Genomic DNA, 25792 nt, shown 5'->3' on the forward strand with positions numbered 1-25792 from the left:
CGCCTGCCAGGGCCTTGTCCCGTGATCCGTCGCATCGCTGTGCCATGTCCCCTCGCTATATCTGTCCAAAGCCAGGGGATGTGGCAAAGGGATGCGACAGCCGGGCCGGGGTGTGCGAGCTCGGCGAGGGTGCCGGCTCGCTAGACTGCTGCGATGACCACGGCGCACTCCCCCCGGCGAGAGATCCTGCTGGGGGCGCTGCTGCCGGCGTTCATCTTCAGCCTCGGAGCCGGTGCCATGATCCCGGTGCTGGCTCCCTTCGCCGTGGAGCGCGGAGCGAGCCTCGCCGTGGCGGGGATCATCGCAGCGATGCTTCCGGTGGGTCAGATCCTGGCGGATCTGCCCGCAGGCGCGCTGGCCGCCCGGGTCGGGGACCGTCGGGCGATGCTGATCGCGGCCGGCGCCGCGGCGATCGGATTCCTCGCCGCGGGACTGGCACCCTCGCTGCTCACCCTGGGCGCCGCCGTCGGCCTGGTGGGGGCTGCGAACGCGGTCTTCCACCTGGCGCGGCATTCCTACCTGACCGAGGTCACCCCGGTGCACCAGCGCGCTCGGGTGCTCTCCACCCTTGGCGGGGTGCATCGGATCGGGCAGTTCCTCGGGCCTTTCCTCGGGGCGGGGGTGCTGCTGCTGGGCGACCTGCGTGCGGTGTTCCTGCTGGCGCTGCTGACCGCCCTCGCCGCCGGTGTCACCGTGCTGCTGGCCCCGGAGATCGACACCCGGCCTGCCAGGGCCCCGGGCGCCTCCCGCGCCGGGTTCACCCAGGTGATCGCCAGACACCGGGAGCTGCTGCTCACCCTGGGGGTGGCCTCCATGCTGGTGGGAGCGATTCGCGGGGCCCGCCAGCAGGTGCTTCCGCTCTGGGGCGAGCACATCGGCCTGGACCCCACGACGATCTCGCTGCTCTTCGGCCTGGCCGGGGGCATCGACATGCTGCTGTTCTATCCGGCGGGGAAGATCATGGACCGGTTCGGGCGACTCTGGATCGGAGTGCCCTCGATGACCTGCCTCGGAGTGGCGATGGCCCTGGTGCCGCTGGCTCATTCGGTCCCGGTGCTGGCCGCTGTCGCGGTGCTGCTCGGTGTCAGCAACGGACTCGGCTCCGGGGTGATGATGACCATCGCCTCGGACATCGCCCCGGCGGATGCGCGTCCGCAGTTCCTCGGTGCCTGGAGGCTGATGCAGGACTTCGGGATCGCCGCTGGTCCGCTGACCCTCGCCGCCGGGGCTGCCCTGGGATCCTTGGCCGCCGGGGTCTGGGTGGCGGCGGCCATGGGACCGCTGGCCAGCGCCGGTCTGCTGCGCTGGCTGCCGCGGTACTCGGTCCACGCCAGTAGCCGCACCCGCCGAGCCGCCGGCATCGACTGAGACACCCCCTGACCTTGCGGCGGTGGTTGTGCCCAGGCAGGCTCACGCCCCGAACGGGTCAGCAGCCGGGCAGGCGGATTGGTCAGCGTTCTCGGCGAGCGGGCCAGCAGTCCAGTAGGCGGTCTGGCAGGCGGTCTGGACTGCTGACCCGTCAGCGGTGCGGGGTCGCGGCCGCTCGAGCGGTGCTGCGGCGCACCAGGAGGTCGAACGGGAGGTCCAGCATCTCCGGCCGTTCGGCTCCGGATTCCACGGCGGCGAGAATCAGCTTCGCCGCCGTCTCCCCCTGGTGCTGCGCGTGCTGATCCACCGTAGTCAGCTCGAAGAGCGCGCCGAGTTCGTGCCCGTCGATGCCCACCACGGAGAGCTCCTCGGGGACCGTGATGCCCAGCTCCCGCGCGGCCAGGACCGCGCCGATGGCCATCTCGTCGGAGGCTGCCACCAGCGCTGTCATCCCGGTTCCTGGCTGGCCCAGCAGCTGCCGGGCCGCATGGAAGCCCCCAGGGATCGTGAAGTCTGCCTCGGCGATGAGCTCGGGGTGGGTCGGCAGTCCGCGGCGTCGCAGCGCCCGATCGAAGCCCTCCCGACGCTGGCTCGGGACCTTGTAGTCGGCGTCGAAACCCTCAGCGCCGCCGATGAAGCCGAGCACCTGATGGCCCAGCTCGAGCAGATGTGCCGTGGCGAGTTCGGTGATCGCCAGGTCATCGATCGCGACCCCGGGAAGCATCCCGGAGGTGCCCCCGATGATCACCACCGGAATCTCCAGCCGCTGCAGCTCCATTTCCTCCCATTCGCTGAGCTCCAGCGCCACCACGACGACGGCGTCCACTCGGCGCCGACGCAGGAAGGCGCTGAAGATCTCTCGGCGCACCTCCGGGTCTCCGGTGACGTTGTAGAGCGTCACGTCATACCCCGCCCGGGTCGCCTCATCCGAGATCCCGGTGAGCACGGTGTTGAAGAACCAGCGGTGCAGCTCCGGCATGATCACGCCCAGGTTGCGCATCCGCCCCGAGGCCAGGCTGGAGGCCGCGGAGGAGGCGACGTAGTCAAGGTCGGCGGCGACCTTCTGGATCTTCGCGCGCGTGCTCGCGGAGACGTTGCCCCGGCCGCTCAGGGCACGGGACACCGTCGCCGCGGACACGCCCGCTGCACGAGCGACGTCATCCAGGCTGGTCATCAGCCGGCGTGCCGACGCAGCCACACGGTGCAGTCCCCGGGCACCTGGTCGCCCTCCAGCGCCGAGCTTGCCAGCAGGACCTCGTGGCCGGTGGGCAGCGGGACCGAGGAGGTTCCGGTGTTCGCCAGCACCACCACATCCTGGTTGCTGAACATCAGCACATGCTCTGAGCGACCACCGAGCCAGTTCAGCTCACCGAGGCCCAGGTCATGCTCACTCCGCAGGCTGAGCATCCTGCGGTAGAGGCTCAGCGTGGAGTCTGGGTCGGCCTGCTGGACGTCTCGGGCGAGGCCCCTCCAGCGCTCGGGCTGCGGGAGCCAGGGCGTGCCGCCGGCGGTGAAGCCGAAGTCGTCGGCGTCGGCGGCCCAGGGCAGCGGGACCCGGCATCCGTCGCGGCCGTAGCGCTCTCCCGCCGTGCGGAACCAGGTCGGGTCCTGGCGTGCCTCATCGGGGAGGTCGTGGACCTCGTCCAGACCGAGCTCCTCCCCCTGGTAGATATAGGCGGAGCCTGGAAGGGCCAGCATCAGGGCGGTCGCGGCGCGGGCACGCGCCAGTCCGGTCTCTCGGTCCGGCAGGCCCGGATAGTCGGGGCCGATCCCGGTGCCCTGCGGGTTCTCTCCGGTCAGCGCCAGCCGGGTGGCGTGGCGCACCACGTCATGGTTCGAGAGCACCCAGGTGCTCGGGGCCCCGACGGCGTTGAAGGCACGCAGTGAATCGTTGATGACGCCACGCAGCTGCTGCGCATCCCAGGAGGCCTCCAGGTACTGGAAGTTGAACGTCTGGTGCATCTCATCGGGGCGCACCCAGAGTGCCGCCTTCTCCACAGAGGAGACCCAGGCCTCGCCACAGAGCGCCCGGTCTCCGGCATACTCCTCCAACACCAGACGCCAGTCCCGGTACACCTCGTGGACCGCTGACTGCTCGAAGTACGGCGCCGGGGTCGCCTCGCCTCCCATCGACGCCGCGTCGGCATCCGGGGTGTAGTCCGGGAAGTCCTGGTCCTTGACCAGCCCGTGGGCCACATCGACGCGGAAGCCGTCGACCCCACGATCCAGCCAGAAACGCAGAATCCGACGGAACTCCTGCTTGACCTCCTCCTGGGACCAGTCGAAGTCGGGCTGACTGGAGTCGAAGAGGTGCAGGTACCACTGGCCCGGGGTGCCGTCGGCCTCGGTGATCCGCGTCCACGCCGGGCCTCCGAAGATGGACTGCCAGTTGTTCGGCGGCTCCTGGCCCTCAGGGCCCTTGCCTTCACGGAAGATGTAGCGGGCCCGCTCCGGACTGCCCGGTGCCGCCGTGAGCGCCTGCTGGAACCACTCATGCTGATCCGAGGAGTGGTTCGGGACCAGATCGACGATGACCCGGATTCCGAGGCTGTGCGCCCGTGCCAGCAGCGCGTCGAAGTCGCTCAGAGTGCCGAAGATCGGGTCGACGTCACAATAGTCGGTGACGTCGTAGCCGGCGTCCTTCTGCGGAGAGGTCATGAAGGGACTGAGCCAGATCGCGTCCACCCCGAGGGCGTCCAGAGCCCCAAGTCGGGCGGTGATCCCCGGCAGGTCTCCGATCCCGTCTCCCGAGGAGTCGCTGAAGGAGCGCGGGTAGATCTGGTAGATCACTGCGCTGCGCCACCATTCGGCCGTCGTCCCCGGCCTCCGGGTCGTCTCGTCTGAATCTGGCACGGCGTCGGTGGAGGCGTCGGGGCGACGCAGGTCCTGGTGAACAGTCATGTCTCCAGCATATATGCAAGCGCTTCCATGTCACCAGCAACCTGAGACAACCGCTTGCAGTCCTGGACGACATCCCGAAAGGGCAGAAAATGGCCTCATCATGAGGCATAAATGCTGGTCATCGCCGTGGCGTCGGGGATCATGACACGCCACGCCATGGAGTTGCGCAGATCACATTCCCCTCGCATACTGGAAGCGCTTGCACTCAGGATGGCGGAGTGACCCACTCCGCTTCTTCACAGAGAGGGACACCGATGACGGTGAACACCAGAGGAATCACAAGGCTGACCGCGCTTCTGGGGCTGGGAGCATTTGCGCTGACCGCCTGCGGCTCCGGAGGCGACTCCGCCGAGCAGGGTTCAGGCGAATCTGCCGAGACCGAAGCCGCCGAAACCACCGAGGAGGAATCCTCGCAGTCTGAGTCCGGTGATGCGGCCGCCTCCGGCAGTCTGACCATCTGGGCCGACGCCAACCGCGCCGAGGTGCTCAACGAGGTGGCCTCGGACTTCGAGTCCGACACCGGCATCGCCGTGGAGATCGTGCAGCAGGACTTCGAGGAGATCCGGGACCAGTTCGTCTCCCAGGTGCCCACCGGAGAGGGCCCGGACATCGCCGTCGGCGCCCACGACTGGCTCGGTGTCCTGGTGAACAACGGTGTCGTGGCGCCCGTGGAGCTCGGCGACGCCGCCGGGGACTTCGAAGAGATCGCCGTGGACGCCTGGACCTATGAGGGGCAGACCTACGGCCTGCCGTACTCCATCGAGAACATCGCGCTGCTGCGCAACACCGAACTCGCCCCCGAGGCCCCTGCCGACTTCGACGAGATGATCCAGATGGGTGAAGAGGCCGGCACCGAGTACCCGTTCCTGGTCGGCCTGGACCCCAACGAGAGCGACCCGTATCACCTCTACCCGTTCCAGACCTCCTTCGGAGCTCCGGTCTTCGGCACGGCGGAGGACGGCAGCTATGACTCCTCGCAGCTGGCCATGGCCGACGCCGGCGGGGAGGAGTTCGCCGGCTGGCTCGCAGAACAGGGCGAGGCCGGGGTGCTGAACCTGAACATCGACGGGGACCTGGCCCAGGAGAGCTTCAACGACGGAAACTCCCCGTTCTTCCTGACCGGTCCCTGGAACGTGGACGGCGCGCGGGAGGCGGGCATCGACGTCGCCGTGGACCCGATTCCGGCCGCTGGTGACCAGGATGCGCAGCCATTCGCCGGTGTCCAGGGGTTCTTCCTCTCGGCACAGAGTGAGAACGTCGTGGCCGCCAGCAACTTCCTGATCAACTATGTCGGCACCGCAGAGGTCCAGACGGCGCTGTATGAGACCGGCGGACGGGCCCCCGCCCTGACCGAGTCGTTCGAGCAGGCGCTGAGCGAGGACGAGATCGTCGCCGGCTTCGGCGAAGTCGGCGCTGAGGCCGTGCCGATGCCCGCCATCCCGGAGATGGGGGCGGTCTGGGACGACTGGGGCTCCAGCCAGGCCGCAATCATCAAGGGCGACGGCGACCCGGTGGAACTCTGGCAGAAGATGTCCGAAGACATCTCCTCAGCGATCGACTGACCGATGAGCGCACCGACCACCACCAGGCCCGATGAGCGCACCGTGCATGGGCGTCGTGCCCGCCGCACGGCCGAGAGCGCGAGCATCGGATGGAAGCTGCTGCTGCTGAAGATCACCGTGCTGGGGCTGCTCAACGCCGTCTCCGTCTACGCCGCGATGGTGCTCTTCTTCAACGAGCGGTGGATCATCGGCACCCTGGTGGTGGTCAGTGGCGCCATACTCACCTGGATCTATCTCCAGCGCGGCGCCCTGCCGGCGAAGTACCTCGCTCCGGGCGTGGTCTTCCTGCTGATCTTCCAGGTCTTCGTCATCCTCTACTCCGGCTACGTGGCGTTCACCAACTATGGGACCGGCCACAACAGCACCAAGGATCACGCGATCCACGCCATCATGCTCCAGACCCAGGACCGCGTGCCCGATTCACCGACCTACCCGCTCACCGTGGTCGAAAGCTCCGATGAGCTCGGATTCGCGGTGACCACCGAGGACGGCGAGATCCTGATCGGCTCCGCCGATGCGCCCCTGGAGGCCGTGGAGGGCGCCGTGGTCGAAGACGGTCGAGTGGTGCAGGTCCCAGATCACCAGGTGCTCAGCTTCGCGGACCTGGTGGAACGTCAGCAGGAGCTGACCACCCTGGCCGTCCCGCTCTCCGATGACCCCAACGCCGGGGCGCTGCGCACCCAGGACGGGCAGCGCGCCTATGTCTACACCTCGCGGTTCGTCTACGACGAGTCCTCGGACACCATGACCAACACGCAGACCGGGCAGACCTACACCGACGGCGGAGAAGGCGCCTTCGTCACCGAGGCCGGCGAGGAGCTCATGCCCGGGTGGCGGGTCAATGTGGGGCTGGAGAACTTCGTGCGAGCGATCACCGAGGAGTCCATCCGGGGCCCGCTGCTCTACGTCACGACCTGGACCTTCGCTTTCGCGTTCCTCTCAGTGGCCAGCACCTTCATCCTGGGACTGTTCCTGGCGATCGTGTTCAACGATCCTCGGATGAAGTCCCGGAAGTATTACCGGCTGGTGATGATCCTGCCCTACGCATTCCCGGGCTTCCTCTCGGCGCTGGTCTGGGCCGGGATGATGAACCAGGAGTTCGGATTCATCAATAACGTGCTCTTCGGCGGCGCCGCGATCCCCTGGCTCTCCGACCCCTGGCTTGCCAAGCTGAGCATCCTGATCGTAAACCTGTGGCTGGGCTTCCCGTATATGTTCCTGGTCTGCACCGGTGCGCTGCAGTCGATACCCGAGGAGCTCACCGAAGCCGCTCAGATGGATGGGGCCCGCCCCTTCCAGGCCTTCCGGCAGATCAAGTTCCCGCTGCTGCTGGTCTCCATCGCGCCGCTGCTGATCTCCTCCTTCGCCTTCAACTTCAACAACTTCAACCTGGTGTACATGCTCACCGGTGGCGGTCCCCGAGACATCGAGGCTGGCATCAACGTGGGGTCCACAGACATCTTGATCTCCATGGTCTATAAGGTCGCGTTCGTGGGCTCCCAGAGTGACTATGGGCTGGCCAGCGCCTTCTCCATCCTGATCTTCTTCATCGTCGGAACGATCTCCGTGATCGCCTTCCGGCGCACCCGCGCTCTCGAGGAGCTGAACTGAGATGGCCGTCGCCTTGGAACCCCAGACTCGCCGCCCGAACCGGGCACCCAGCACCCCCAGAGCGGCCAAGAGCGCCACTGCCCGCCGCCCGTTCCGGCGCTGGTTCTCCCAGACCGGGTGGCGGCACCTGGTCGGCGTCGCCGTCGTGATCTTCGCGGCCTTCCCGCTGGTCTATGTCTTCTCTGCCTCGCTGAACCCCGGTGGGACGCTGATCACGGCGAACACCTTGTTCGGGAATCTGAGCCTGAGCAGCTATGTGGACCTGTTCAACCGACCGCAGCAGCCCTTCGCGGCCTGGTATGTCAACACGCTCTTCATCGGGTTCAGCGCCTCTGCAGGCAGCGTGCTGCTCGGGGCACTGGCCGCCTATGCGTTCTCCCGGATGCGCTTCACCGGACGCCGCTTCGGCCTGATCACCATCCTGCTGGTGCAGATGTTTCCGCAGCTGCTGGCCATGGTGGCCATCTTCCTGCTGATGCTCTCGATCGGAGAGATCTTCCCCGCCATCGGACTCAACAGCCAGATCGGTCTGATCCTGGTCTACCTCGGCGGCGCGCTGGGGGTGAACACCTACCTGATGTATGGCTTCTTCAACACCATCCCGACCTCCATCGACGAGGCTGCCCGCATCGACGGGGCTGGTCACGCGAGGATCTTCTTCACGATCATCCTCCCGCTGGTCTCCCCGATCCTGGCTGTGGTGGCGCTGCTGTCCCTGGTGGCCACGCTGAGCGAGTTCGTCATCGCCTCGGTGCTGCTGCGGGATCCGGAGAGGCAGACCCTGGCGGTGGGCCTCTACCAGTTCATCTCCCAGGAGACCTCGCAGAACTGGTCCATCTTCGCCGCCGGCGCGGTGCTCGCCGCGATCATTCCAGTGGCCCTGTTCCTGGCTCTGCAACGCTACATCGTCTCGGGGCTGGTCGCCGGCAGCGTGAAGTGAGCCTCGCCCCGGCCCGGTGACGGCGCTGACCTGCTGCGGTCTGGGTGCTCTGTCCCCGGTCAGGACGCCGCCGGGCCGGTCAGGACGCTGCGCGGCGGTCTATTAGGGTGGAATCCGCCGCCCTGACCGGGCGTGCCGCCGTCCAGGAGTCCACCATGAGCCCCAGCAGCAAGCGCATCGCCGCCGTGTACGACCAGGTCCTCGCCCGCAATCCTGGGGAGGCGGAGTTCCACCAGGCGGTGAAGGAGGTCTTTGACTCGCTGGACCGGGTGCTCACCAAGTTCCCGGAGTACGCCGAGGAATCCATCCTGGAACGGATCTGCGAACCGGAGCGCCAGATCATCTTCCGCGTCCCGTGGACCGACGACCACGGCCGGGTGCGCATCAATCGCGGCTTCCGAGTCCAGTTCAACTCCGCACTGGGTCCGTATAAGGGTGGGCTGCGCTTTGACCCCTCGGTGATGCTGGGCACGGTGAAGTTCCTCGGCTTCGAACAGATCTTCAAGAACGCGCTCACCGGGCTGCCGATCGGCGGCGGCAAGGGCGGCAGTGACTTCGACCCCAAGGGCCGCAGCGACGGTGAGATCATGCGCTTCTGCCAGTCCTTCATGACCGAGGCCTACCGGCATATCGGTTCCTCCGTGGATGTCCCGGCCGGGGACATCGGCGTGGGGGCCCGCGAGATCGGCTACCTCTTCGGTCAGTACAAGCGGATCGCGAACCGCTATGAGGCCGGGGTCATCACCGGAAAGGGAACCAGCTGGGGCGGGTCCCTGGTGCACACCGAGGCCACCGGCTACGGGGCGGTGTTCTTCACCGAGCACATGCTGCAGGCGAACGGCCGAGGACTGGACGGCGCGCGAGTCCTGGTCTCGGGCTCCGGGAATGTCGCCTTCTACGCCATAGAGAAGATCCACGCCCTGGGCGGGCTGGTGATCGGCGCATCAGACTCCTCCGGGGCCGTGCATGATCCCCAGGGCATCGATCTGGATCTGTTGCGGGAGGTCAAGCAGGTCCAGCGCGCCAGGATCAGCGAGTACGCCCAGCAGCGCGACTCCGCAGAGTTCATCGGGGGCAGGTCGGTCTGGAGCGTCGCCGAGAAGCACCGGGTCGACGTCGCCATGCCCTGCGCCACGCAGAACGAGCTCGACGACGACGACGCGAAGCTCCTGCTCAAGGCAGGGGTCTCGGCGGTGGTCGAGGGCGCGAACATGCCCACCACGCCTGCGGCGATCGATCGACTCCGCGACGCGGGCACGCTCTTCGGCCCCGGCAAGGCAGCCAACGCCGGCGGCGTGGCGACCTCGGCCCTGGAGATGCAGCAGAACTCGATCCGCGACTCCTGGAGCTTCGAGTACACCGAGGCCCGGCTTGCGGAGATCATGGAGAACATCCACGCCCGCTGCGCGGGCACGGCCGAGGACTACGGGGTTCCCCGAGACTACGTCGCGGGTGCCAACATCGCCGGGTTCACCCAGGTGGCCGATGCGATGATCGCCCAGGGGGTGATCTGAGGCCCTAAGGGCTTCGGGGCCTCAGGGCCTCTTGGGCTGCTCAGCGCCTCAGGCTCGGCCGGTGATCTCCGACTGAGCCCGAGGCGCTCTGAGACAAGACGGGCAGCCCGGTCAGCCGGTGGTCACCGGTTCCAGGGCCTGGGACTCCGCGTCGGTGAAGAGCCGGGAGCGGATGATGAACCTCAGCCCCGTGGGCCCTTCGATGCTGAACCCCGCCCCTCGGCCCGGCGCCACGTCGATGGTGATGTGTGTATGGGACCAGTATTGGAACTGTGCCTGCGAGATCCATACCGGCACCGGTTCCGGGGTTCCGGGCTCCAGCTGGCCCAGCAGCACATCTGCCGGGCCAGTCAGGAAGGTCCCCTGGGTGAAGCACATCGGAGCTGAACCGTCGCAGCAGCCTCCCGACTGATGGAACATCAGCGGTTTCCCGTGACTCTCCCGCAGCTGGATCAGCAGCGCAGCGGCCTCGTCGGTGACGTCGATCCGTGAAGTACTCATGACTCCATCATGCTCCTCTCCCTGCACCTCTGCCTAGAAGAAACCAAGCTTGTCCTCGCTGTAGCTCACCAGCATGTTCTTGGTCTGCTGGTAGTGCGAGAGCATCATCAGGTGGTTCTCGCGGCCGATCCCGGAGTTCTTATAGCCTCCGAAGGCGGCGTGCGCCGGGTACTGGTGGTAGCAGTTGGTCCAGACGCGTCCGGCCTGGATGTCCCGACCGGCCCGGTAGGCGATGTTCGCCTCACGGGACCAGACCCCGGCGCCGAGCCCGTAGAGAGTGTCGTTGGCGATCGCGATGCCCTCCTCGTAGTCCTTGAACTCGGTGACCGAGACCACCGGGCCGAAGATCTCCTCCTGGAAGATCCGCATCGAGTTCTGTCCCTTGAAGATGGTCGGCTCCACGTAGTAGCCCTCAGCGAGGTCTCCGCCGAGGTCCGCCCGGTTTCCGCCGGTGAGCACCTCGGCGCCCTCCTGCTGACCGATGTCGATGTAGCTGAGGATCTTCTCCAGCTGATCGTTGCTGGCCTGAGCGCCGACCTGGGTGTCGGTGTCCAACGGGTTGCCCTGCTTGACCAGCTTGGTCCGCGCCACGGCCTTCTCCAGGAACTCCTCGTAGATGCTGGACTGGATCAGCGCCCGTGAGGGGCAGGTGCAGACCTCACCCTGGTTCAGCGCGAACATCGTGAAGCCCTCGAGGGCCTTGTCGTAGAAGGCGTCGTCCTTCTGGGCCACATCCTCGAAGAAGAGGTTCGGACTCTTGCCTCCGAGCTCCAGGGTCATCGGGATCAGGTTCTGTGAGGCGTACTGCATGATCAGCCGGCCGGTGGTGGTCTCCCCGGTGAAGGCGATCTTGCGGATCCGGGGGCTGGAGGCCAGCGGAGCGCCGGCCTCGGCACCGAAGCCGTTGACCACGTTGAGCACTCCGGCCGGAAGCAGGTCTCCGATGAGCTCCATCAGGACCAGGATCGAGGCCGGGGTCTGTTCTGCGGGCTTGAGCACCACGGCGTTGCCGGCCGAAAGCGCGGGCGCCAGCTTCCACACCGCCATCAGAATCGGGAAGTTCCAGGGAATGATCTGTCCCACCACGCCGAGCGGCTCGTTGAAGTGGTAGGCCACCGTGTCGCCGTCGATCTCGCTGATACCGCCCTCCTGTGCACGGATGGCGCCGGCGAAGTAGCGGAAGTGGTCCACCGCGAGCGGCAGGTCAGCCGCAAGGGTCTCGCGCACCGGCTTGCCGTTCTCCCAGGTCTCAGCGACCGCGAGCATCTCGAGGTTCTCCTCGATCCGGTCCGCGATCTTGTTCAGCACCACCGCCCGCTCGGCCACGGAGGTCTTGCCCCAGGCGGGCGCGGCCCGGTGGGCTGCGTCGAGGGCGAGCTCGATGTCTGCCGCCTTGGAGCGGGGGATCTCGGTGAAGGTCTTTCCGGTGACTGGTGAGGGGTTGTCGAAATACTCCCCGTCCACCGGTGCGACCCACTCTCCGCCGATGTAGTTCTCGTAGCGGGACTTGTAGCTCATCAGCGCGCCGTCGGTTCCGGGCTGTGCATAGATGGTCATGTCGGGTTCCTTCCCATGTCGCTGCGCCGGGCGATCCGCTCCGGGTGTTGAAGTCTCACCGCCCGCGCTGTGGTGTGAATCACATATCATCAGCGTAGGACCATCGAGGTTGCAGCACCGTTGCATGGTTAGACTGTGAGGCAGCACACAGTGATCTGTGCTGCGCCGAACCGCCCGGCCGCGTCCGCGCGTGGCTGGGAGCGTCGAAGGAGTGCCATGGAGGCCCTGCCCACCGAGCCGAAGACCTGGAACGCGCTGCCCCAAGCATTGCGCGATTCCTGGCTGCGTTCCGCCGGGGGTGTGCGTGATCCGATCAGCGCGCTGCCACCCATCGATCTCGACGACGCCGCGCTGCGCGAGTACCGGAAGCACCACCCGCTGCGGCTGGTGCTTCCGGTGCTGCGTCGACTCCTGATCGAACCTGCAGCCGAGGCGGGGCTGATCGTGGCGATCGGCGATGCTGCGGGACGACTGCTCTGGGTGGAGGGGGCACGAGAGACCCTGCGCCAGGCCGAGCGCTCCGCCTTCCAGCCGGGCGCGAACTGGTCAGAGTCTGCGATCGGGACCTCCGCCCCGGGTCTCGCGCTGGCCACCGGCCGCGGTGCGCAGGTGCACCGGGAACAGCACTTCTCCTACACCGCGCATCGGTTCTCCTGCTCCGCGGTGCCGGTCCGCGATCCCGGCACCGGGGGGCTGCTCGGTGTGGTGGACCTGACCGGGGATGCGCAGGCCGTCGCGGTGCATTCGCTGCCTCTGCTGCTGGCGGCCGTATCTGCCGCGGAGGCCGAGCTGAAGCTTCGCCCAGCCAGCATCGAGCAGATCACCGTCTCGACACTGGGGGCGAGCCCGGCCGAGCTGGTCAGCTCTGACACCCGGCAGCCACTGGGTCTGCGGCATGCTGAGATCCTGCTGCTGCTGGGCTGGCAGGCTGCCCGGGGTTCGCAGCGCGGGCTGGGCGCCGAGGAGCTCTCACACCTGCTCTACGGCGAGTCCGGTCATGAAGTGGCGGTCCGGGCGGAGCTGGTCCGGCTGCGACGCCTGCTCACCAAGCACCACGCCCCGGGCATCGACCTGCTCTCCCGTCCCTACCGACTCAGCGCGCCGGTGCTGCTGGACGCCGCGCAGGCCCATGCTGCGCTCTTCTCCGGTGATCGCCGTGCTGCTCTGGATCTCTATCAGGGCGAGCTGCTGCCCGGCAGCGAAGCCCCGGGGGTGCTCCGGATCCGCCGGGAACTCTCTGCGCTGCTGCGCGAGGCGGTGCTCGCCGACGGCTCCACCGATGACCTGTGGCGGTACCTCCAGCTGCCCGAGGCGCTCACCGACCAGGCCGCGATCCGCGCCGCGCTGCGCACCATGCCGCCGGACTCCCCGCACCGTGCTGTGCTGGTGGCCAGGACCGAGAGCTAGGGCCGCGCCCTGCGCGCAGGGCAATGCGCCCAGCCAACAGGGTCGTAGACTGCTGGGACATGTCCACCTTCACTCCTGGCCCCGATGCTGGGTCGTCGAGCCCGGAGCATGCTCGTCCCTATACCGTGCTGAGTCCGACCGCTAAGATCACCCACGAGGTGGAGCGCCGACGCTCGAAGTTCCGCGCCCATCTGGTCCGCTCCGAGAGTGAGGCATCCGCGCAGGCGTGGGTCGAGGAGCTGCGAAGGGCATACCCAGACGCGCGACATCATTGCAGCGCCTGGGTGCTCGGCCCGGAACGCAGGATCCAGCGCGCCCATGACGACGGCGAGCCTTCCGGCACGGCCGGGGCACCCATCCTCGCGGCGCTGATGAAGTCAGAGATGCCCGACGGCGCTGCGGATCTCAGCGATGTGACCGCCGTGGTGCTGCGTTGGTTCGGCGGAACCCTGCTCGGCCCCGGTGGACTGGTCAGCGCCTACTCTGATGCGGTGTCCGGCGCGCTGCGAGGCGCCCAGGAGCAGGGGCAGCTGCGGGTCAGGGCTCCGATGCGAGGCTTCGAGGTCTCGGCGCCGATCTCCGAGGCGGGACGCTGGGAGCACGAGCTGCGCGCCGCAGGTGTGCTGGTCACCGAGACCGTCTACACCGACGACGGCGCTCACGCCCGTATCCGGCTCTCGGTCCCGGATTCACAGACCCAGGTCGCTGACCTGCACCGCAGGATCGCGGCACTCAGCGCCGGAGCGGTGGCTCCGGAGCCGAGCACTGCGCATTGGGTGGACCGTCCTCGGTGACGCGGCAGCGGCTGGTGAGTCAGGCGCCGTCCCTCCCCCGCAGCCCTGGCCGGCCGGATCAGGTGTCGAAGACGGTGGAGGCCGACGCGCGCCCCACCGAGGCCACCAGCTCCTCGGCGAGCACCCGAAGCTTCACGTTGCGGTGACTCGAGGCCTGTCGCAGGATGTCGAAGGCCGCCTGTTGGCTGCAGCGGTTCTGGGCCATCACCACTCCGATGGCGATGTCGATCGCGGTACGCGATTCCATGGCGGCCTTCAGGTGGGCCGCGTTCTCCGAATAGGCTGCCAGCCGCAGCGCGATCACGCCGACTTTGGATGCGAGCTCGGCGTAGCGTTGCGCGGCCTCGATCTCCGCGGGCCCGAAAGCCTCCGGCGTGCTGGTGTAGAGGTTCATCGCCGCCGCGGCCCCAGACTGCAGGGTCAGTGGGACAGCTAATACGCTGCGCATCCCGAATTCGCGGACAGCGGCCATATAACCGGGCCAGCGGCGCTCCGTGCGCACGTCCGCCACACTGATCACCGTATTGGTCCGCTGAGCCTCCAGGCACGGTCCTTCGTCGAAACCGGCCTGCACCTCGTCCAGACGGGCGGCCTCCGGGCTGCTGGCGGCGACCACGACATTGCGCTTCGCCCGATCCAGGATGATGCTGCACAGCACCGGCTGGGTGCCGCTGAACCGTTCGGCGGAGACCTGCGCCAGCCCATGCAGGAAGCCGGAGAGGTCGGTGTCCTGCTGCAGCAGCACCTGCAGATCCGCAGGGACGTCCCGGTCCGGGGCCTTGATGTCGATGGCGTCGAGAACGGCGTCGTCGACATTGCCGGTGTCCAGGAACTCCTCGCCAAGCTTGGACTCTGTACTCATGGTGACCTCCGCTCCGAACGTGGGTGGCGCCGCGACGGCCCGCCCAGTTTACTTGAAAACTTGACGGCATTCGGTCTGGTCAGAGGGATGCCTGACGGGTTCCCGGCAGAGAGCTCAGTGGCTACACTGAGGAACGAGTTCAGCGGTGGGCTCCCCTCCTGAACCGCGGGAGAGCACATGGTCCGCCCACCGCTCGGCGCCCCGCACAGCCCTTTGGCTTCCATCTCGAGAGTCTACGCACCGGTCGCCTCGGGGTTACAGACGGTTCGCCAGTGCCCCGAGAGGAGTGTGGCCATGACCGAGATCGGAGACATCATGGCACCCATCGGTGCCACCATCCTGGGCACCCGGTCGCTGGCCGACGCTGCGCAGGTCCTCGATGAGTCCGACCCGGCGGTGGTCTTGAACCTGTCCTACCGGGCCACCGGGCTCATCACGTACGCGGATCTCATCGAGTCCCAGCGTCGGAATCCGCAGGGCTGGTCGAGGAGACGCTGCGCGGGTCTGGTGCGGACCACCGATCACCCGCTGCAACGCAACACCCCAGTCCGGGAGCTGCTGGTCAGCTCGGTCGTAGACCTCACCCGGCCGCAGCTGGTGATGGATGGTGATGAGCCAGCGGGCATCTTGGTTCCCGAGAGCGTCAGCGCCTGGCGTCGAGAGCACCAGATGATCCACGCAGCGAGGATCAGCCCATCAGGGGGGACCCGATGAAGGGGTCCACCCAGAGCCCGATGAAGAGCAGGGTGAGGTAGAGGATCGAGAGGTGGAAGACCTTCATGGCCTTCTTGTCCGTGAGCGTGCCGTCCTCAGCCTGCCGATGCAGCACGTGAGCCTCATAGATGAACCATGCTCCTGAGACCAGCGCGAACGCGGTGTAGGTGATCCCGGCCCAGCCCAGCGGGATCAGCAGAAGCGAGCACATCACGGTCGCCCAGGCGTAGAGCACCACCTGGACCGAGACCGTCTGCGCTGTGGCCACGGCGCCCAGCATCGGGACATCCGCAGTCTGGTAGTCCGTCCGATACTTCATCGACAGCGGCCAGTAGTGCGGCGGGGTCCACAGGAAGATGATCACGAACAGCACCACAGCGGGCCATTCGAGGGTCTCGCGAACCGCAGCCCAGGCGATGACCACCGGGAAGCATCCGGCGATACCGCCCCAGATGATGTTCTGCTCGGTCCGTCGCTTCAGAATCATCGTATAGACCACGACGTAGAAGAAGATGGCGGCAGCCCCGAGACCGGCCGCCAGCGGATTGGTCCCGAACCAGAGGACCGCGATCGCGGCGGCGCCCAGGACCGAGGCGAAGATCAGCGCCTCCCGTGGACTGAGCTCCCCCGTCACCAACGGACGCTTCTTGGTCCGGTTCATCAGCTTGTCCATATCGCGATCGATATAGCAGTTGAAGGCACCGGCGGAACCAGCCGCCATGGCACCGCCGACCAGTGTGGCCAGGGCCAGCCAGAAGTCCGGAACTCCCTGCTGAGCGAAGAACATCGTGGGCAGGGTGGTGACCAGCAGCAGCTCGATGACGCGCGGTTTGGTCAGCGACCAGTAGGCGGCCACCTTGCGTCGCCACTGCGGCTGCTCGTCCGCCGCGCCTTGGGCAGCAGAGGCTGCTCGGGCTGCAGAATCGCCGGTTCGGGCGACAGAAGTCTGTTGGGTCACGTCTCAGCTCACATGGGGTCGAGGTGCACTCGTCGTCGTCGTTCAGTGTACCGGTCGGACCAAGGCACATGAGGGCGAACCGGCCTCTTCGACGATTTATTTCTACACCAGGTAGAAATCACTGCGGTGTGTGAACGGGCCGGCGCAGCTCTCGCAGCGCGCCAGGCCGCTCAGCCCTGGCGGGGCTCACCTGCACTCAGGCGTCGATGCGGTCGCGATCCAGCGCCTGCGAGCCTTCGATGATGAAGTCCTTGCGCGGGGCGACCACGGACCCCATCAGCAGGTCGAACACGCGTTCAGCGGCCTCCGCGTCCTGTACCCGGATTCGGCGCAGCGCGCGGTGCTGCGGGTCCATGGTGGTCTCCGAGAGCTGGTCTGCGTCCATCTCACCGAGGCCCTTATAGCGCTGGATCGGCTCTTTATAGTTCAACCCGTCCTGCTCGAGGCGGGCCAGCAGCTGATTCAGCTCGGCCTCCGAGTAGGTGTACTTGACCTCGTTGGCCTTCCGGCCCGGGTGGATCACCTCGACCCGGTGCAGCGGCGGCACAGCGGCGAAGACACGACCAGCCTCGATCATGGGGCGCATGTAGCGGAAGAACAGCGTGAGCAGCAGGGTCCGGATATGGGCGCCGTCGACGTCGGCGTCGGTCATCAGCACCACCTTGCCGTAGCGGGCGGCCTCCAGGTCGAAGGATCGCCCCGAACCGGCCCCGATCACCTGGAGCAGCGCGGCGCACTCGGTGTTTGAGAGCATGTCCGCCACCGAGGCCTTCTGGACGTTGAGGATCTTGCCGCGGATGGGCAGCAGCGCCTGGAAGTCGGAGGAGCGGGCGAGCTTCGCGGTGCCCAGCGCCGAGTCCCCCTCCACGATGAACAGCTCGGTCTCGGCCACGCCCTTGGATCGGCACTCCACCAGTTTGGCGGGCATCGAGGAGGTCTCCAGGGCGTTCTTCCGGCGCTGGGTCTCTTTGTGCATGCGCGCCGAGATGCGGGACTTCATCTCGGCGACGACCTTTTCCAAGACCGCGGTGGCCTGCTGCTTGTCACCGCGCTTGGTGGATCCCAGTCGGGTCTCGAGCTCCTTGCTGACCACCTTGGAGACGATCTGCCGTGCTGCCGGGGTGCCGAGGATCTCCTTGGTCTGCCCCTCGAACTGGGGTTCGGCGATGCGCACTGTGACCACTGCGGTGAGTCCGGCCAGCACATCATCCTTCTCAAGCTTGTCGCTGCCGGCCTTGAGCTTGCGGGCGTTGGACTCCACCGTCTTGCGCAGCGATTTCAGCAATGCCTGCTCGAAACCGGTCAGGTGGGTCCCGCCCTTGGGCGTGGCGATGATGTTGACGAAGCTGCGCACAGTGGTCTCGTAGCCGATCCCCCAGCGCAGGGCGATGTCCACCTCACAGTCCCGCTCCACGTCTTCCATATGGCTGCGGCCGTCAGCGGCGAGCACGGGGATCCGTTCGGTGAACTTCCCGTGACCCTGGATGCGCCAGATGTCGGTCACGGACGCGTCCGCGGAGAGGTGTTCAGCAAACTCGCTGATACCGCCGTCGTACTGGAAGACCTCTTCCACGGGCTCGGCACCGCGCTCGTCGCGCACCGTGATGCGCAGCCCCGGAACCAGGAAAGCGGTCTGCCGAGCCCGATTGGCGATCTCGACATCGTTGAAGACCGCATCGGAGGTGAAGATCTGCCGGTCGGACCAGTAGCGGATCGTCGTGCCGGTGACGCCACGCTTGGCCTTGGCGATCACGTCCAACGGGGAACCATCCACGGCGGGGGTGAACTCTGCGTCCGGGTCGGGCCGGGATCCGGAGAAGACGCCGGGCTCACCGCGTCGGAAGGAGAGCTGGTGGACCTTGCCGCCTCGGGTCACCTGTGCGTCCAGGCGTGCCGAGAGCGCATTGACCACTGAGGCGCCCACTCCGTGGAGACCGCCCACGGCGTTATAGGAGCCGCCTCCGAACTTGCCGCCGGCGTGGAGCTTGGTGAAGACCACCTCCAGACCGGAGAGGCCGGTGCGAGGCTCGATGTCTACCGGGATCCCGCGGCCGTCATCGCTGACCTCGACCGAGTCATCCGGGTGCAGGGTGATGCTGATGGTGGAGGCGTGGCCGGCAAGCGCCTCGTCCACCGAGTTGTCGATGATCTCCCACAGACAGTGCATGAGCCCACGCGAATCCGTGGAGCCGATGTACATCCCAGGACGCTTGCGGACGGCTTCGAGACCTTCGAGCACCGAGAGATGCCTCGCGTCGTACTCCGAGCGTTTCGCCACGCAGTGTCCTCCTGTGCTGGTGATGGGATCACAGCCATCGTAGTGTCGGGCGGCGCCGGAGCCCCGCAGAAGCGCCGAAGCCGGTACGCGCACAGCGAAAGCACAGCGGTTTCGTGCTGCAAGTGCGAATGAAACCGCTCGGTTCATGGTTCTATGGAACACCAAGAGATCCTGAGTCGGGACGACCCGGCCTCCGGAGCTCTGGAGCATTGACCTTGAGGAGGCGAAGAGCATGACCGGCACAACTGGCACCCTGGACAACCAGCCCACTACCCTGACTGCCCTTGACCGTTGCGACCGCTGTGGAGCACAGGCCTATGTGCGGGCCGCGCTGTCATCCGGCGCCGGCGTTCTGCTCTTCTGCAATCATCACGCTCGGGCGGTCGAGGACTCCCTGCGACCGAAGACCATCGAGTGGATCGACGAGTCAGATCGCCTCGCGACCGCCAAGTAGGGCGGAGCACACAGAGCAGCTGAACGTACAGAGAAAGGGTGCGGACCGGAGTCATCCGGTCCGCACCCTTTCTCTTTGCCCGGTGCCCCCGTCTCACGGATGGACGCACCGGGCGTGGGTCGATCGCAGGCTCAGTCGAGGTAGTCGCGCAGCACCTGGGAACGACTCGGGTGGCGCAGCTTCGACATGGTCTTGGACTCGATCTGGCGGATCCGCTCACGCGTGACGCCATAGACCTTCCCGATCTCGTCGAGGGTCTTGGGCTGACCGTCGGTGAGACCGAATCGCATAGCCACCACCCCGGCCTCGCGCTCGGCAAGGGTGTCCAGGACCGAATGCAGCTGTTCCTGAAGCAGCGTGAAGCTCACCGCATCTGAGGGGACGACGGCCTCGGAGTCCTCGATCAGGTCCCCGAACTCAGAATCGCCGTCTTCACCCAGCGGGGTGTGCAGCGAAATCGGTTCACGGCCGTACTTCTGGACCTCGACGACCTTCTCCGGGGTCATGTCCAGTTCCTGCGCCAGCTCCTCCGGGGTGGGCTCGCGGCCCAGGTCCTGAAGCATCTGACGCTGCACGCGGGCAAGCTTGTTGATGACCTCCACCATGTGCACCGGGATGCGGATGGTGCGCGCCTGGTCCGCCATGGCGCGGGTGATCGCCTGACGGATCCACCAGGTTGCGTAGGTGGAGAACTTGAAGCCCTTTGTGTAGTCGAACTTCTCCACGGCGCGGATCAGACCGAGGTTGCCCTCCTGGATCAGGTCCAGGAAGAGCATGCCGCGTCCGGTGTACCGCTTGGCCAGGGAGACGACCAGACGAAGGTTGGCCTCGAGCAGGTGGTTCTTCGCGCGCTTGCCATCCGCGACGACGAGCTCCAGGTCGCGGCGCAGTCGCCGGTCGGTGATCTTCTCTTTGGCCAGCTTGTGCTCGGCGAAGAGTCCGGCCTCGATGCGCAGCGCGAGGTCGACCTCCTGCTCCGCGTTGAGCAGCGCGACCTTGCCGATCTGCTTCAGGTAGTCCTTCACCGGGTCGGCGGTCGCACCGGCCGAGACCACCTGGATCGCCGGGGCGTCGTCCTCATCGGCGTTGGAGATCACGAAGCCGCGGCCCTTGGACTCTTCCTCGTCGCCGTCCTTGGACTTCACCGACTCTTCGGTGATGGCCTCCGGGTCTTCTCCGTCGGCCACAGCCTTCGCCACGGCCTTCTCCAGGGCGGCGGTGGGTGCCGCGGTCTCCTCGGCGTCGACCTCGGCGAGCACCTCGTCAACGGGATCAGCGGCCTTCTTGCGGCCACCGGTCTTCTTCGCCGGTGCCTTGGCGGTGGCTGCCGCAGGAGCCGCCTTGGCCGCCGCAGTCTTCGCAGCCGGGGCCTTCTTTGCAGGCGCCTTGGCGGAGGTGGAGCTCTTCTTCGCGGCGGTGGACTTCGCGGCGGTGCTGCGCGCTGCAGTGCTCTTCTTGGCGGGCGTCTTCTTCTCAGCCTCTGCAGCGGCCGCGTTCTCTTCGGTGGACTTGGACGCAGTAGTGGGCACGGTGACCTTCCGACTTAGACATGTGATGCAGATGCGATGAACTTGCCGGTCAACACACCTATGACCCTGTCAAGGCCATTGTGGAAATCGCACTCGCCTGAGGAGCTGTCAAAGGCTCCCCGGACGGGCACGATCCCGCAGATGGTTGCAGGGTCTTAATACTTGACAACATAGCGTGTTCCGCGCGCATTCCCAATCTGAGAGTTTTTTCCACCAGCTATTCCAGACGCTGCTCCGGGCGCGAACCCCTCGATCCCCGACCCCAGGACCAGCTGTGCTGCTTGACCCGTGCCCAGCGAGACACCCCCTTGAGTCGCATCAGCTCCTCGATGAGTCGGCTGAACTCGTTGTGCGGGAATTCCTCCAGACAACGGTCGATGAATGAACCCGACGCCGTCCCGCGACCCCTGGCCCATTCCACCCAGGCCATGAGTGCAAGTAGGTTCTCCCGTTCCTCCTCCCGGGCATATGGGACCAGCTCACGGAGCACCGTCTCCAGTGCGTCCACCCGGTCCCAGTCTGGACGGCTGGACGTCTCGCCGAGGAATGATCCCGCGTAGTCGCGCAGTCTCGGATCTTCGGCCGAACCACGCTCGGGGTCAGGCTGGGCCTGCTCCAGCCCCAGGAGCGCATGGTCCAAGCCCAGAGCAGCCAGCGGAATCAAGAGGTCGCGACCGAACGAGGTACGCAGCTGCCCGAGCAGCCTGTTGAACCACGCGGCCCGGGCTCGCGGATCCTCGGGCGCCGCGGAGACAGCACCGGCTGGCCCCTGCACCTGCACCTGCCCCTGCGCCTCTCCTTGCGCCTGCCCCGGCACCTCGGAGAGGTCGCCGGGGGCCTCCCGCAGGCCGGTGTTCTGCGCCGCGGCGACCTGGCATCGCAGAGCCAGATCCCAGCTCTCCAGGAGCCGCCGACCGTGGAAGGAACCACTGGACCCCTCCCGATCGGCGCGCAGCTCCCTCAGCAGCGCAGCCATCGCAGGATCCGCCCGGGGCGCACCGTCCAGGAATCTATGGGCTGTCTTCCCCAGGGGCCATGCCTCGGGCCCGGACCCTGCATCAGCCGGTGAGGCCAGCAGTGGGATCCTGAGATCGGCGACCCGTCGACCCGGCAGCGAGCAGCACTGGGGATCGGGGCAGCGGGGATCACGAATATGCCCGCCCGCGAGGAACCAGACCTGCACGATTCGGACGCAATACTCGGATTCCAGCATCAGTCGCAGCGCATCCAGGCACGCCCGCCAGGTGCGATCCTGCTCTGGGGAGGGATCGACCTCCCCGATCAGCACCACCAGGGCCGCCTCGGGCGCCGGCGCCGAGCCCTCTCCGGCGAGACAGTCTGCGATCAGTCTGGCCGAGCTGACCGGCTCCCGCAGGGCGGGCGCAAGGTCGATGCGCATGTGTCCACCCGTGGCGCCATCGAGCAGCCCCACGACGACCAGCGAGTCACGCGGCGGGCTCGAGAAGGTATGTCTGAGCAGTGCCAGACAGTCACCGGGGTCCTGGATCTCAAGCGGACCGCGGCTGGGCATCGCTGGTTCGAGAAACACCGGATCCGTCGATGCTGGTTTCCCAGGCGCCGGCTCGATGCGCCGGCCTCGGCCCTGCTGCAGGGGATCACGCTGATGCGGGGAGTCGGTGTGTGCGTCCATGCATCCAGGGTCCGGGGATCACCCGTGCCGCGGATCTTCAGGGCTCCGACTGTGCAGAAGCTCCGCCGGGCCCCCGTTCAGGCTGCCCCCTGGGGAAGACCCGCCCCGGTGTAGCACCGCTGGCTCACTCAGGACGGTCGGGGTCCTCGGCCGGCGCCTGGTCGGGGTCCCCGGCCTGGGCCTGGTCCGGCTGCTCGCCCTGTGTCTCGGGGGCCGCTCCCCCGGCGCCTGCCGCCGGATCTCCGCTGCCGGGATCCTCGGAGTCAGATCCGGCGCGCGCGGCCTCGGCGTCGGCTGCGGGATCGTGGTGGCGCAGGTAGGCCTCCACGGCCGCACCGAGCTCCTCGGCGTCCGGGACGGCGTCGTCGTCTTTGACCAGCAGAGAACGCTGCTGCGGGGTGGCGTACTCGTCGAAGTTGCGCTCCAGGCGCTCGACCATGCCTTGGATCTCGGTGTTCTGCGCCACCTGCCGGGAGATATCCTGCTCCACCATGCGGGAGGCCTCGCGCAGCTCATCGGTGGGCAGCATCAGTTCCAGTGCGGCCCCGGCGTACTCCAGCGCGGCCACAGCCACATGCGGGAAGCGGCCGCCCGCGAGGTAGTGCGGGACGTGCAAGGTGTAGCCCACCACGTCCCGCTCGGCCTCGGTGATCCGCAGCTCCAGGAACTGGCTCAGTCCGGCCTCGATCTGGGCACTGGGGCCCCAGGTGGAGATGCCCTCGATCAGGTCCTCTCGATTGCCGTGGGCAGTCACGCCGATCGGGCGGGTGTGCGGGGTCGGCAGTCCCAGGGCATCCACCAGCACCACGAGCTTCACGTCGAGCCGATCCACCAGCTGCAGCACCGCCGAGGAGACCCGATCCCACTGGTAGTCGGGCTCATCCCCGGTCAGGAGGAGGAACGGCCGGCCCAACGCGTCCCGGACCTCGTAGAGCTCAAGGGAGGGTGCGTCGAAGTTGCTGAACCGATTGTCGGTGAACGTGATCTGCGGACGCCGAGACCGGTAGTCGAAGAGTTCATCCACATCGAAGCTGGCGAGCCTGCGGTGCGGCAGCGCCCCGAGCAGAGACTCGGAGAGCTGCTCGCTGAGGCTGCCGGCATCGGTGTGCCCCGACCAGGAGACCAACAGGCTCAGCTGCTCGGCAGGCGCCTGGTCTCCGCGCAGCACCAGGGCGCCGCCTTCGGCGCTCACGCTGGACTCATGTCCGTCCTGGGCACCGAGATTGCGGGCAGCATCCGACTCTTCGCTTCCCTCGGCTGCGGGGTGGACATGCAGCAGATCCAGGGGGTCCTTCACCTGAGGGGTCCTCTTTCCGATATGGGGGAGCCGAACTGCACCGGGGCTACGGGGCGCCCTGGACAGCTCGGCAAGTCGTCTATACAACAGGATGCCACCTGCGGGCATTCCCACGCGGATTGTGGTTAGGATCGATTATCAAGAACAACCAAGACGACATACCCCGATTCCACCACCCGCGGAATCAGACAGGACCACTGTGATCCACGATTTCCAGCCCAGCCTCACCGCCGTCTCCACCTCTGTCGAGAAGACCGACACCGACGCACTGGTGCTCGGTGTCGCCAAGGGACCCCAGGGCCCCATCCTGTTGCCCAACCCGCTCGCCGACGACGCCGCCAAGGGCGTGGCCGACTCGCTGAAGGCACTGGGCGCCACCGGCGCCGCAGATCAGCTGCTGCGGCTGCCCGGCATCGACGGGTTCAAGTCGGAGACCCTGGTGCTCATCGGCGTGGGGCCGCTGACCGGAGAGCCCACCGGCGGGGTCACCCTGGAGGCGCTGCGTCGCGCCGCCGGTTCAGCGATCCGGCAGCTCGGCAGCATCGATTCCGTGGCCCTGGCCCTGCCTTCGGCCACCGTGGAGCAGGTCGGAGCCATCGCTGAGGGTGCCGCGATCGGCGCCTACTCGTTCAACCACTTCCGCAGCTCCGAGGAGGCCCGCTCGGCCACCCCGGTCAGCAGCATCCTGGTGCTCACCGAGCTGAAGGAGAAGCAGACGCGTCCGGTGATCGACCGGGCCGCCGTCGTCGGCTCTGCGGTCCGCGCCACACGGGATCTGGTGAACACTCCTCCCAGCCACCTCTACCCGGAGAGCTTCGCCGAGATCGCTGCCGAACTGGCAGACCGGACCAAGGCCCCGGCGCAGCAGGGCGGCACCGCCCGGGCAGGGAAGCTGAAGATCAAGGTCTGGGGTGAGAAGGAGCTGGCGCGCGACGGCTTCGGCGGCATCCTGGGTGTAGGCGGCGGATCCTCCCGCAAGCCCCGTCTGGTCCGGATGGAACACTCCCCCGCCAAGCCGGTGGCACACATCGCCCTGGTCGGGAAGGGCATCACGTTCGACTCCGGCGGGCTCTCGCTCAAGCCCGCCGCGGCGATGACCACGATGAAGCTGGACATGGGCGGTGCCGCGACCGTGGCCGCCGTCGTCCGGGCAGCCGCGGACCTGAACCTGCCGGTGAAGGTGACCGGCTGGCTCTGCCTCGCGGAGAACATGCCCTCAGACACCGCGCAGCGCCCCGAGGACGTGATCACCATCCACGGCGGGAAGACCGTGGAGGTGCTCAACACCGACGCCGAGGGCCGACTGGTCCTGGCCGACGGGATCGTCGCCGCCTCAGCCGAGCAGCCCGATGCGATCATCGATGTCGCCACGCTCACCGGCGCGCAGATGATCGCGCTGGGTGTGCGCACCACCGGCGTGATGGGCAACGAAGACCTGCGCGAGGCCCTGATGATGGCCTCCCAGGAGTCCGGCGAGAGCCTGTGGCCGATGCCGATCCCCGAGGAGGCCCGCTCCGGGTTCGACTCCGAGGTGGCTGACCTCACCAACCTGGGTGATCGCTTCGGCGGCATGATGAACGCGGCAGCCTTCCTGCGTGAGTTCGTCGGAGACCGCTCCGGCGCCAGCGCCGAGCCGCTGGATCCCGAGAGCAGCCGGATCCCCTGGGCCCACCTGGACATCGCCGGCCCGGCGTTCAACGAGAAGGGCGCCTACGGATACACCCCGAAATCGGGCACCGGCGTGATGGTGCGCACACTGATCAGCTACCTCGAAGGCCTGAGCCGCTGACCCAGTGGCTGATGCCTGCGCACAAGCGATAGGCTGATCGCAGAGAACACCTGGAAGGGGGCCTCGGCGGACCCCGCGGTCCGTCGAGGAGCCCTTCCAGACCGA

Annotated in this window: 20 protein-coding genes; 10 read left to right on the top strand and 10 right to left on the bottom strand. The window is 67.2% G+C overall.

All coding sequences use genetic code 11. The annotated features are described in order from the left end of the window. Positions 1-153: 153 nt before the first annotated feature. Positions 154-1368, top strand: coding sequence for an MFS transporter (locus HNR11_RS11345; protein WP_179442392.1), 1215 nt, complete (start codon positions 154-156; stop codon positions 1366-1368). 151 nt (positions 1369-1519) lie between these two features. Here HNR11_RS11345 and HNR11_RS11350 read toward each other — a convergent pair whose 3' ends face one another. Then, positions 1520-2566, bottom strand: coding sequence for a LacI family DNA-binding transcriptional regulator (locus HNR11_RS11350; protein WP_343050662.1), 1047 nt, complete (start codon positions 2564-2566; stop codon positions 1520-1522). Next, positions 2542-4269 carry a glycoside hydrolase family 13 protein gene (locus tag HNR11_RS11355; protein WP_179442394.1) on the bottom strand — a complete coding sequence of 576 codons (1728 nt, stop codon included), beginning with the start codon at positions 4267-4269 and terminating at the stop codon, positions 2542-2544. The genes HNR11_RS11350 and HNR11_RS11355 overlap by 25 nt, the downstream gene beginning before the upstream one ends. A 254-nt stretch (positions 4270-4523) precedes the next feature. Here HNR11_RS11355 and HNR11_RS11360 point away from each other — a divergent pair, with 254 nt between their 5' ends. From HNR11_RS11360 to gdhA, 4 genes are all read left to right on the top strand, one after another. Next, positions 4524-5831, top strand: coding sequence for a sugar ABC transporter substrate-binding protein (locus tag HNR11_RS11360; RefSeq protein ID WP_179442396.1), 1308 nt, complete (start codon positions 4524-4526; stop codon positions 5829-5831). Between the two features lie 3 nt (positions 5832-5834). Then, complete coding sequence (locus HNR11_RS11365; RefSeq protein WP_179442398.1) at positions 5835-7442, top strand: ABC transporter permease subunit; 1608 nt, start codon at positions 5835-5837, stop codon at positions 7440-7442. 1 nt (position 7443) lies between these two features. Further along, a complete protein-coding gene (locus HNR11_RS11370; RefSeq protein ID WP_179442400.1) occupies positions 7444-8382 on the top strand; it encodes a sugar ABC transporter permease in 939 nt (312 codons plus the stop codon). 155 nt (positions 8383-8537) lie between these two features. Next, the gene (gdhA, locus tag HNR11_RS11375; protein ID WP_179442402.1) at positions 8538-9896 is read left to right on the top strand and encodes an NADP-specific glutamate dehydrogenase; all 1359 of its coding nucleotides are present in this window, start codon (positions 8538-8540) and stop codon (positions 9894-9896) included. Between the two features lie 111 nt (positions 9897-10007). Here the strand turns inward: gdhA and HNR11_RS11380 are convergent, their stop codons facing one another. Beyond that, positions 10008-10397 carry a DUF779 domain-containing protein gene (locus HNR11_RS11380; protein ID WP_179442404.1) on the bottom strand — a complete coding sequence of 130 codons (390 nt, stop codon included), beginning with the start codon at positions 10395-10397 and terminating at the stop codon, positions 10008-10010. A 33-nt stretch (positions 10398-10430) separates the two neighbouring features. Next, positions 10431-11954 carry an aldehyde dehydrogenase gene (gene adh / locus HNR11_RS11385; protein ID WP_179442406.1) on the bottom strand — a complete coding sequence of 508 codons (1524 nt, stop codon included), beginning with the start codon at positions 11952-11954 and terminating at the stop codon, positions 10431-10433. Between the two features lie 216 nt (positions 11955-12170). On the opposite strand from adh, the gene HNR11_RS11390 reads away from it, so the two are divergent. Both HNR11_RS11390 and HNR11_RS11395 read left to right on the top strand, forming a co-directional pair. Next, the gene (locus HNR11_RS11390) at positions 12171-13361 is read left to right on the top strand and encodes a sigma-54-dependent transcriptional regulator family protein (protein ID WP_179442408.1); all 1191 of its coding nucleotides are present in this window, start codon (positions 12171-12173) and stop codon (positions 13359-13361) included. Between the two features lie 59 nt (positions 13362-13420). After that, positions 13421-14155: an IMPACT family protein gene (locus HNR11_RS11395; RefSeq protein WP_179442410.1), complete on the top strand. Its 735-nt coding sequence runs from the start codon at positions 13421-13423 to the stop codon at positions 14153-14155. A gap of 58 nt (positions 14156-14213) precedes the next feature. Here HNR11_RS11395 and HNR11_RS11400 read toward each other — a convergent pair whose 3' ends face one another. Further along, a complete protein-coding gene (locus HNR11_RS11400; protein ID WP_179442412.1) occupies positions 14214-15017 on the bottom strand; it encodes a GAF and ANTAR domain-containing protein in 804 nt (267 codons plus the stop codon). Between the two features lie 294 nt (positions 15018-15311). Between HNR11_RS11400 and HNR11_RS11405 the strand changes: the two genes are divergently transcribed. Continuing rightward, positions 15312-15731, top strand: a complete 420-nt coding sequence (locus HNR11_RS11405) for a hypothetical protein (RefSeq protein WP_179442414.1) — start codon at positions 15312-15314, stop codon at positions 15729-15731. Here HNR11_RS11405 and HNR11_RS11410 read toward each other — a convergent pair. Together HNR11_RS11410 and HNR11_RS11415 are read right to left on the bottom strand one after the other, a co-directional pair. Then, positions 15706-16689 (bottom strand): heme o synthase, encoded by a 984-nt coding sequence (locus HNR11_RS11410; RefSeq protein ID WP_179442416.1) that lies wholly within the window; start codon positions 16687-16689, stop codon positions 15706-15708. The two genes, HNR11_RS11405 and HNR11_RS11410, sit on opposite strands and share 26 nt — an antisense overlap. Positions 16690-16885: 196 nt before the next feature. Then, positions 16886-18967, bottom strand: a complete 2082-nt coding sequence (locus tag HNR11_RS11415) for a DNA gyrase subunit B (protein ID WP_179442417.1) — start codon at positions 18965-18967, stop codon at positions 16886-16888. 232 nt (positions 18968-19199) lie between these two features. On the opposite strand from HNR11_RS11415, the gene HNR11_RS11420 reads away from it, so the two are divergent. Further along, entirely contained in the window at positions 19200-19421 is a 222-nt protein-coding gene (locus HNR11_RS11420; protein WP_179442419.1) for a DUF7455 domain-containing protein, read from the top strand. Positions 19422-19552: 131 nt separating this feature from the next. On the opposite strand, the gene HNR11_RS14110 is transcribed toward HNR11_RS11420, so the two are convergent. From HNR11_RS14110 to HNR11_RS11435, 3 genes are all read right to left on the bottom strand, one after another. After that, a complete protein-coding gene (locus tag HNR11_RS14110) occupies positions 19553-20983 on the bottom strand; it encodes an RNA polymerase sigma factor (protein WP_425488276.1) in 1431 nt (476 codons plus the stop codon). A 184-nt stretch (positions 20984-21167) separates the two neighbouring features. Continuing rightward, positions 21168-22601 (bottom strand): DUF4192 family protein, encoded by a 1434-nt coding sequence (locus HNR11_RS11430; protein WP_179442423.1) that lies wholly within the window; start codon positions 22599-22601, stop codon positions 21168-21170. 124 nt (positions 22602-22725) lie between these two features. Further along, positions 22726-23898 (bottom strand): PAC2 family protein, encoded by a 1173-nt coding sequence (locus tag HNR11_RS11435; protein WP_179442425.1) that lies wholly within the window; start codon positions 23896-23898, stop codon positions 22726-22728. Between the two features lie 199 nt (positions 23899-24097). Between HNR11_RS11435 and HNR11_RS11440 the strand changes: the two genes are divergently transcribed. Next, on the top strand, positions 24098-25687 hold the full coding sequence (locus HNR11_RS11440; protein ID WP_179442427.1) for a leucyl aminopeptidase: 1590 nt from the start codon (positions 24098-24100) through the stop codon (positions 25685-25687). Positions 25688-25792 lie beyond the last annotated feature (105 nt).

The organism is Nesterenkonia sandarakina, from assembly GCF_013410215.1.
Lineage (GTDB): Bacteria > Actinomycetota > Actinomycetes > Actinomycetales > Micrococcaceae > Nesterenkonia > Nesterenkonia sandarakina.

Bases quoted from the DNA above. Each gene is read 5' to 3' on its own strand.
- HNR11_RS11430 (WP_179442423.1), bottom strand. From the start codon at position 22,601: ATGGACGCACACACCGACTCCCCGCATCAGCGTGATCCCCTGCAGCAG.
- HNR11_RS11380 (WP_179442404.1), bottom strand. From the start codon at position 10,397: ATGAGTACTTCACGGATCGACGTCACCGACGAGGCCGCTGCGCTGCTG.
- HNR11_RS11355 (WP_179442394.1), bottom strand. From the start codon at position 4,269: ATGACTGTTCACCAGGACCTGCGTCGCCCCGACGCCTCCACCGACGCC.
- HNR11_RS11390 (WP_179442408.1), top strand. From the start codon at position 12,171: ATGGAGGCCCTGCCCACCGAGCCGAAGACCTGGAACGCGCTGCCCCAA.
- HNR11_RS11360 (WP_179442396.1), top strand. From the start codon at position 4,524: ATGACGGTGAACACCAGAGGAATCACAAGGCTGACCGCGCTTCTGGGG.
- HNR11_RS11405 (WP_179442414.1), top strand. From the start codon at position 15,312: ATGACCGAGATCGGAGACATCATGGCACCCATCGGTGCCACCATCCTG.
- HNR11_RS11395 (WP_179442410.1), top strand. From the start codon at position 13,421: ATGTCCACCTTCACTCCTGGCCCCGATGCTGGGTCGTCGAGCCCGGAG.
- HNR11_RS11370 (WP_179442400.1), top strand. From the start codon at position 7,444: ATGGCCGTCGCCTTGGAACCCCAGACTCGCCGCCCGAACCGGGCACCC.
- HNR11_RS11420 (WP_179442419.1), top strand. From the start codon at position 19,200: ATGACCGGCACAACTGGCACCCTGGACAACCAGCCCACTACCCTGACT.
- HNR11_RS11400 (WP_179442412.1), bottom strand. From the start codon at position 15,017: ATGAGTACAGAGTCCAAGCTTGGCGAGGAGTTCCTGGACACCGGCAAT.
- gdhA (WP_179442402.1), top strand. From the start codon at position 8,538: ATGAGCCCCAGCAGCAAGCGCATCGCCGCCGTGTACGACCAGGTCCTC.
- HNR11_RS11345 (WP_179442392.1), top strand. From the start codon at position 154: ATGACCACGGCGCACTCCCCCCGGCGAGAGATCCTGCTGGGGGCGCTG.
- HNR11_RS11365 (WP_179442398.1), top strand. From the start codon at position 5,835: ATGAGCGCACCGACCACCACCAGGCCCGATGAGCGCACCGTGCATGGG.
- adh (WP_179442406.1), bottom strand. From the start codon at position 11,954: ATGACCATCTATGCACAGCCCGGAACCGACGGCGCGCTGATGAGCTAC.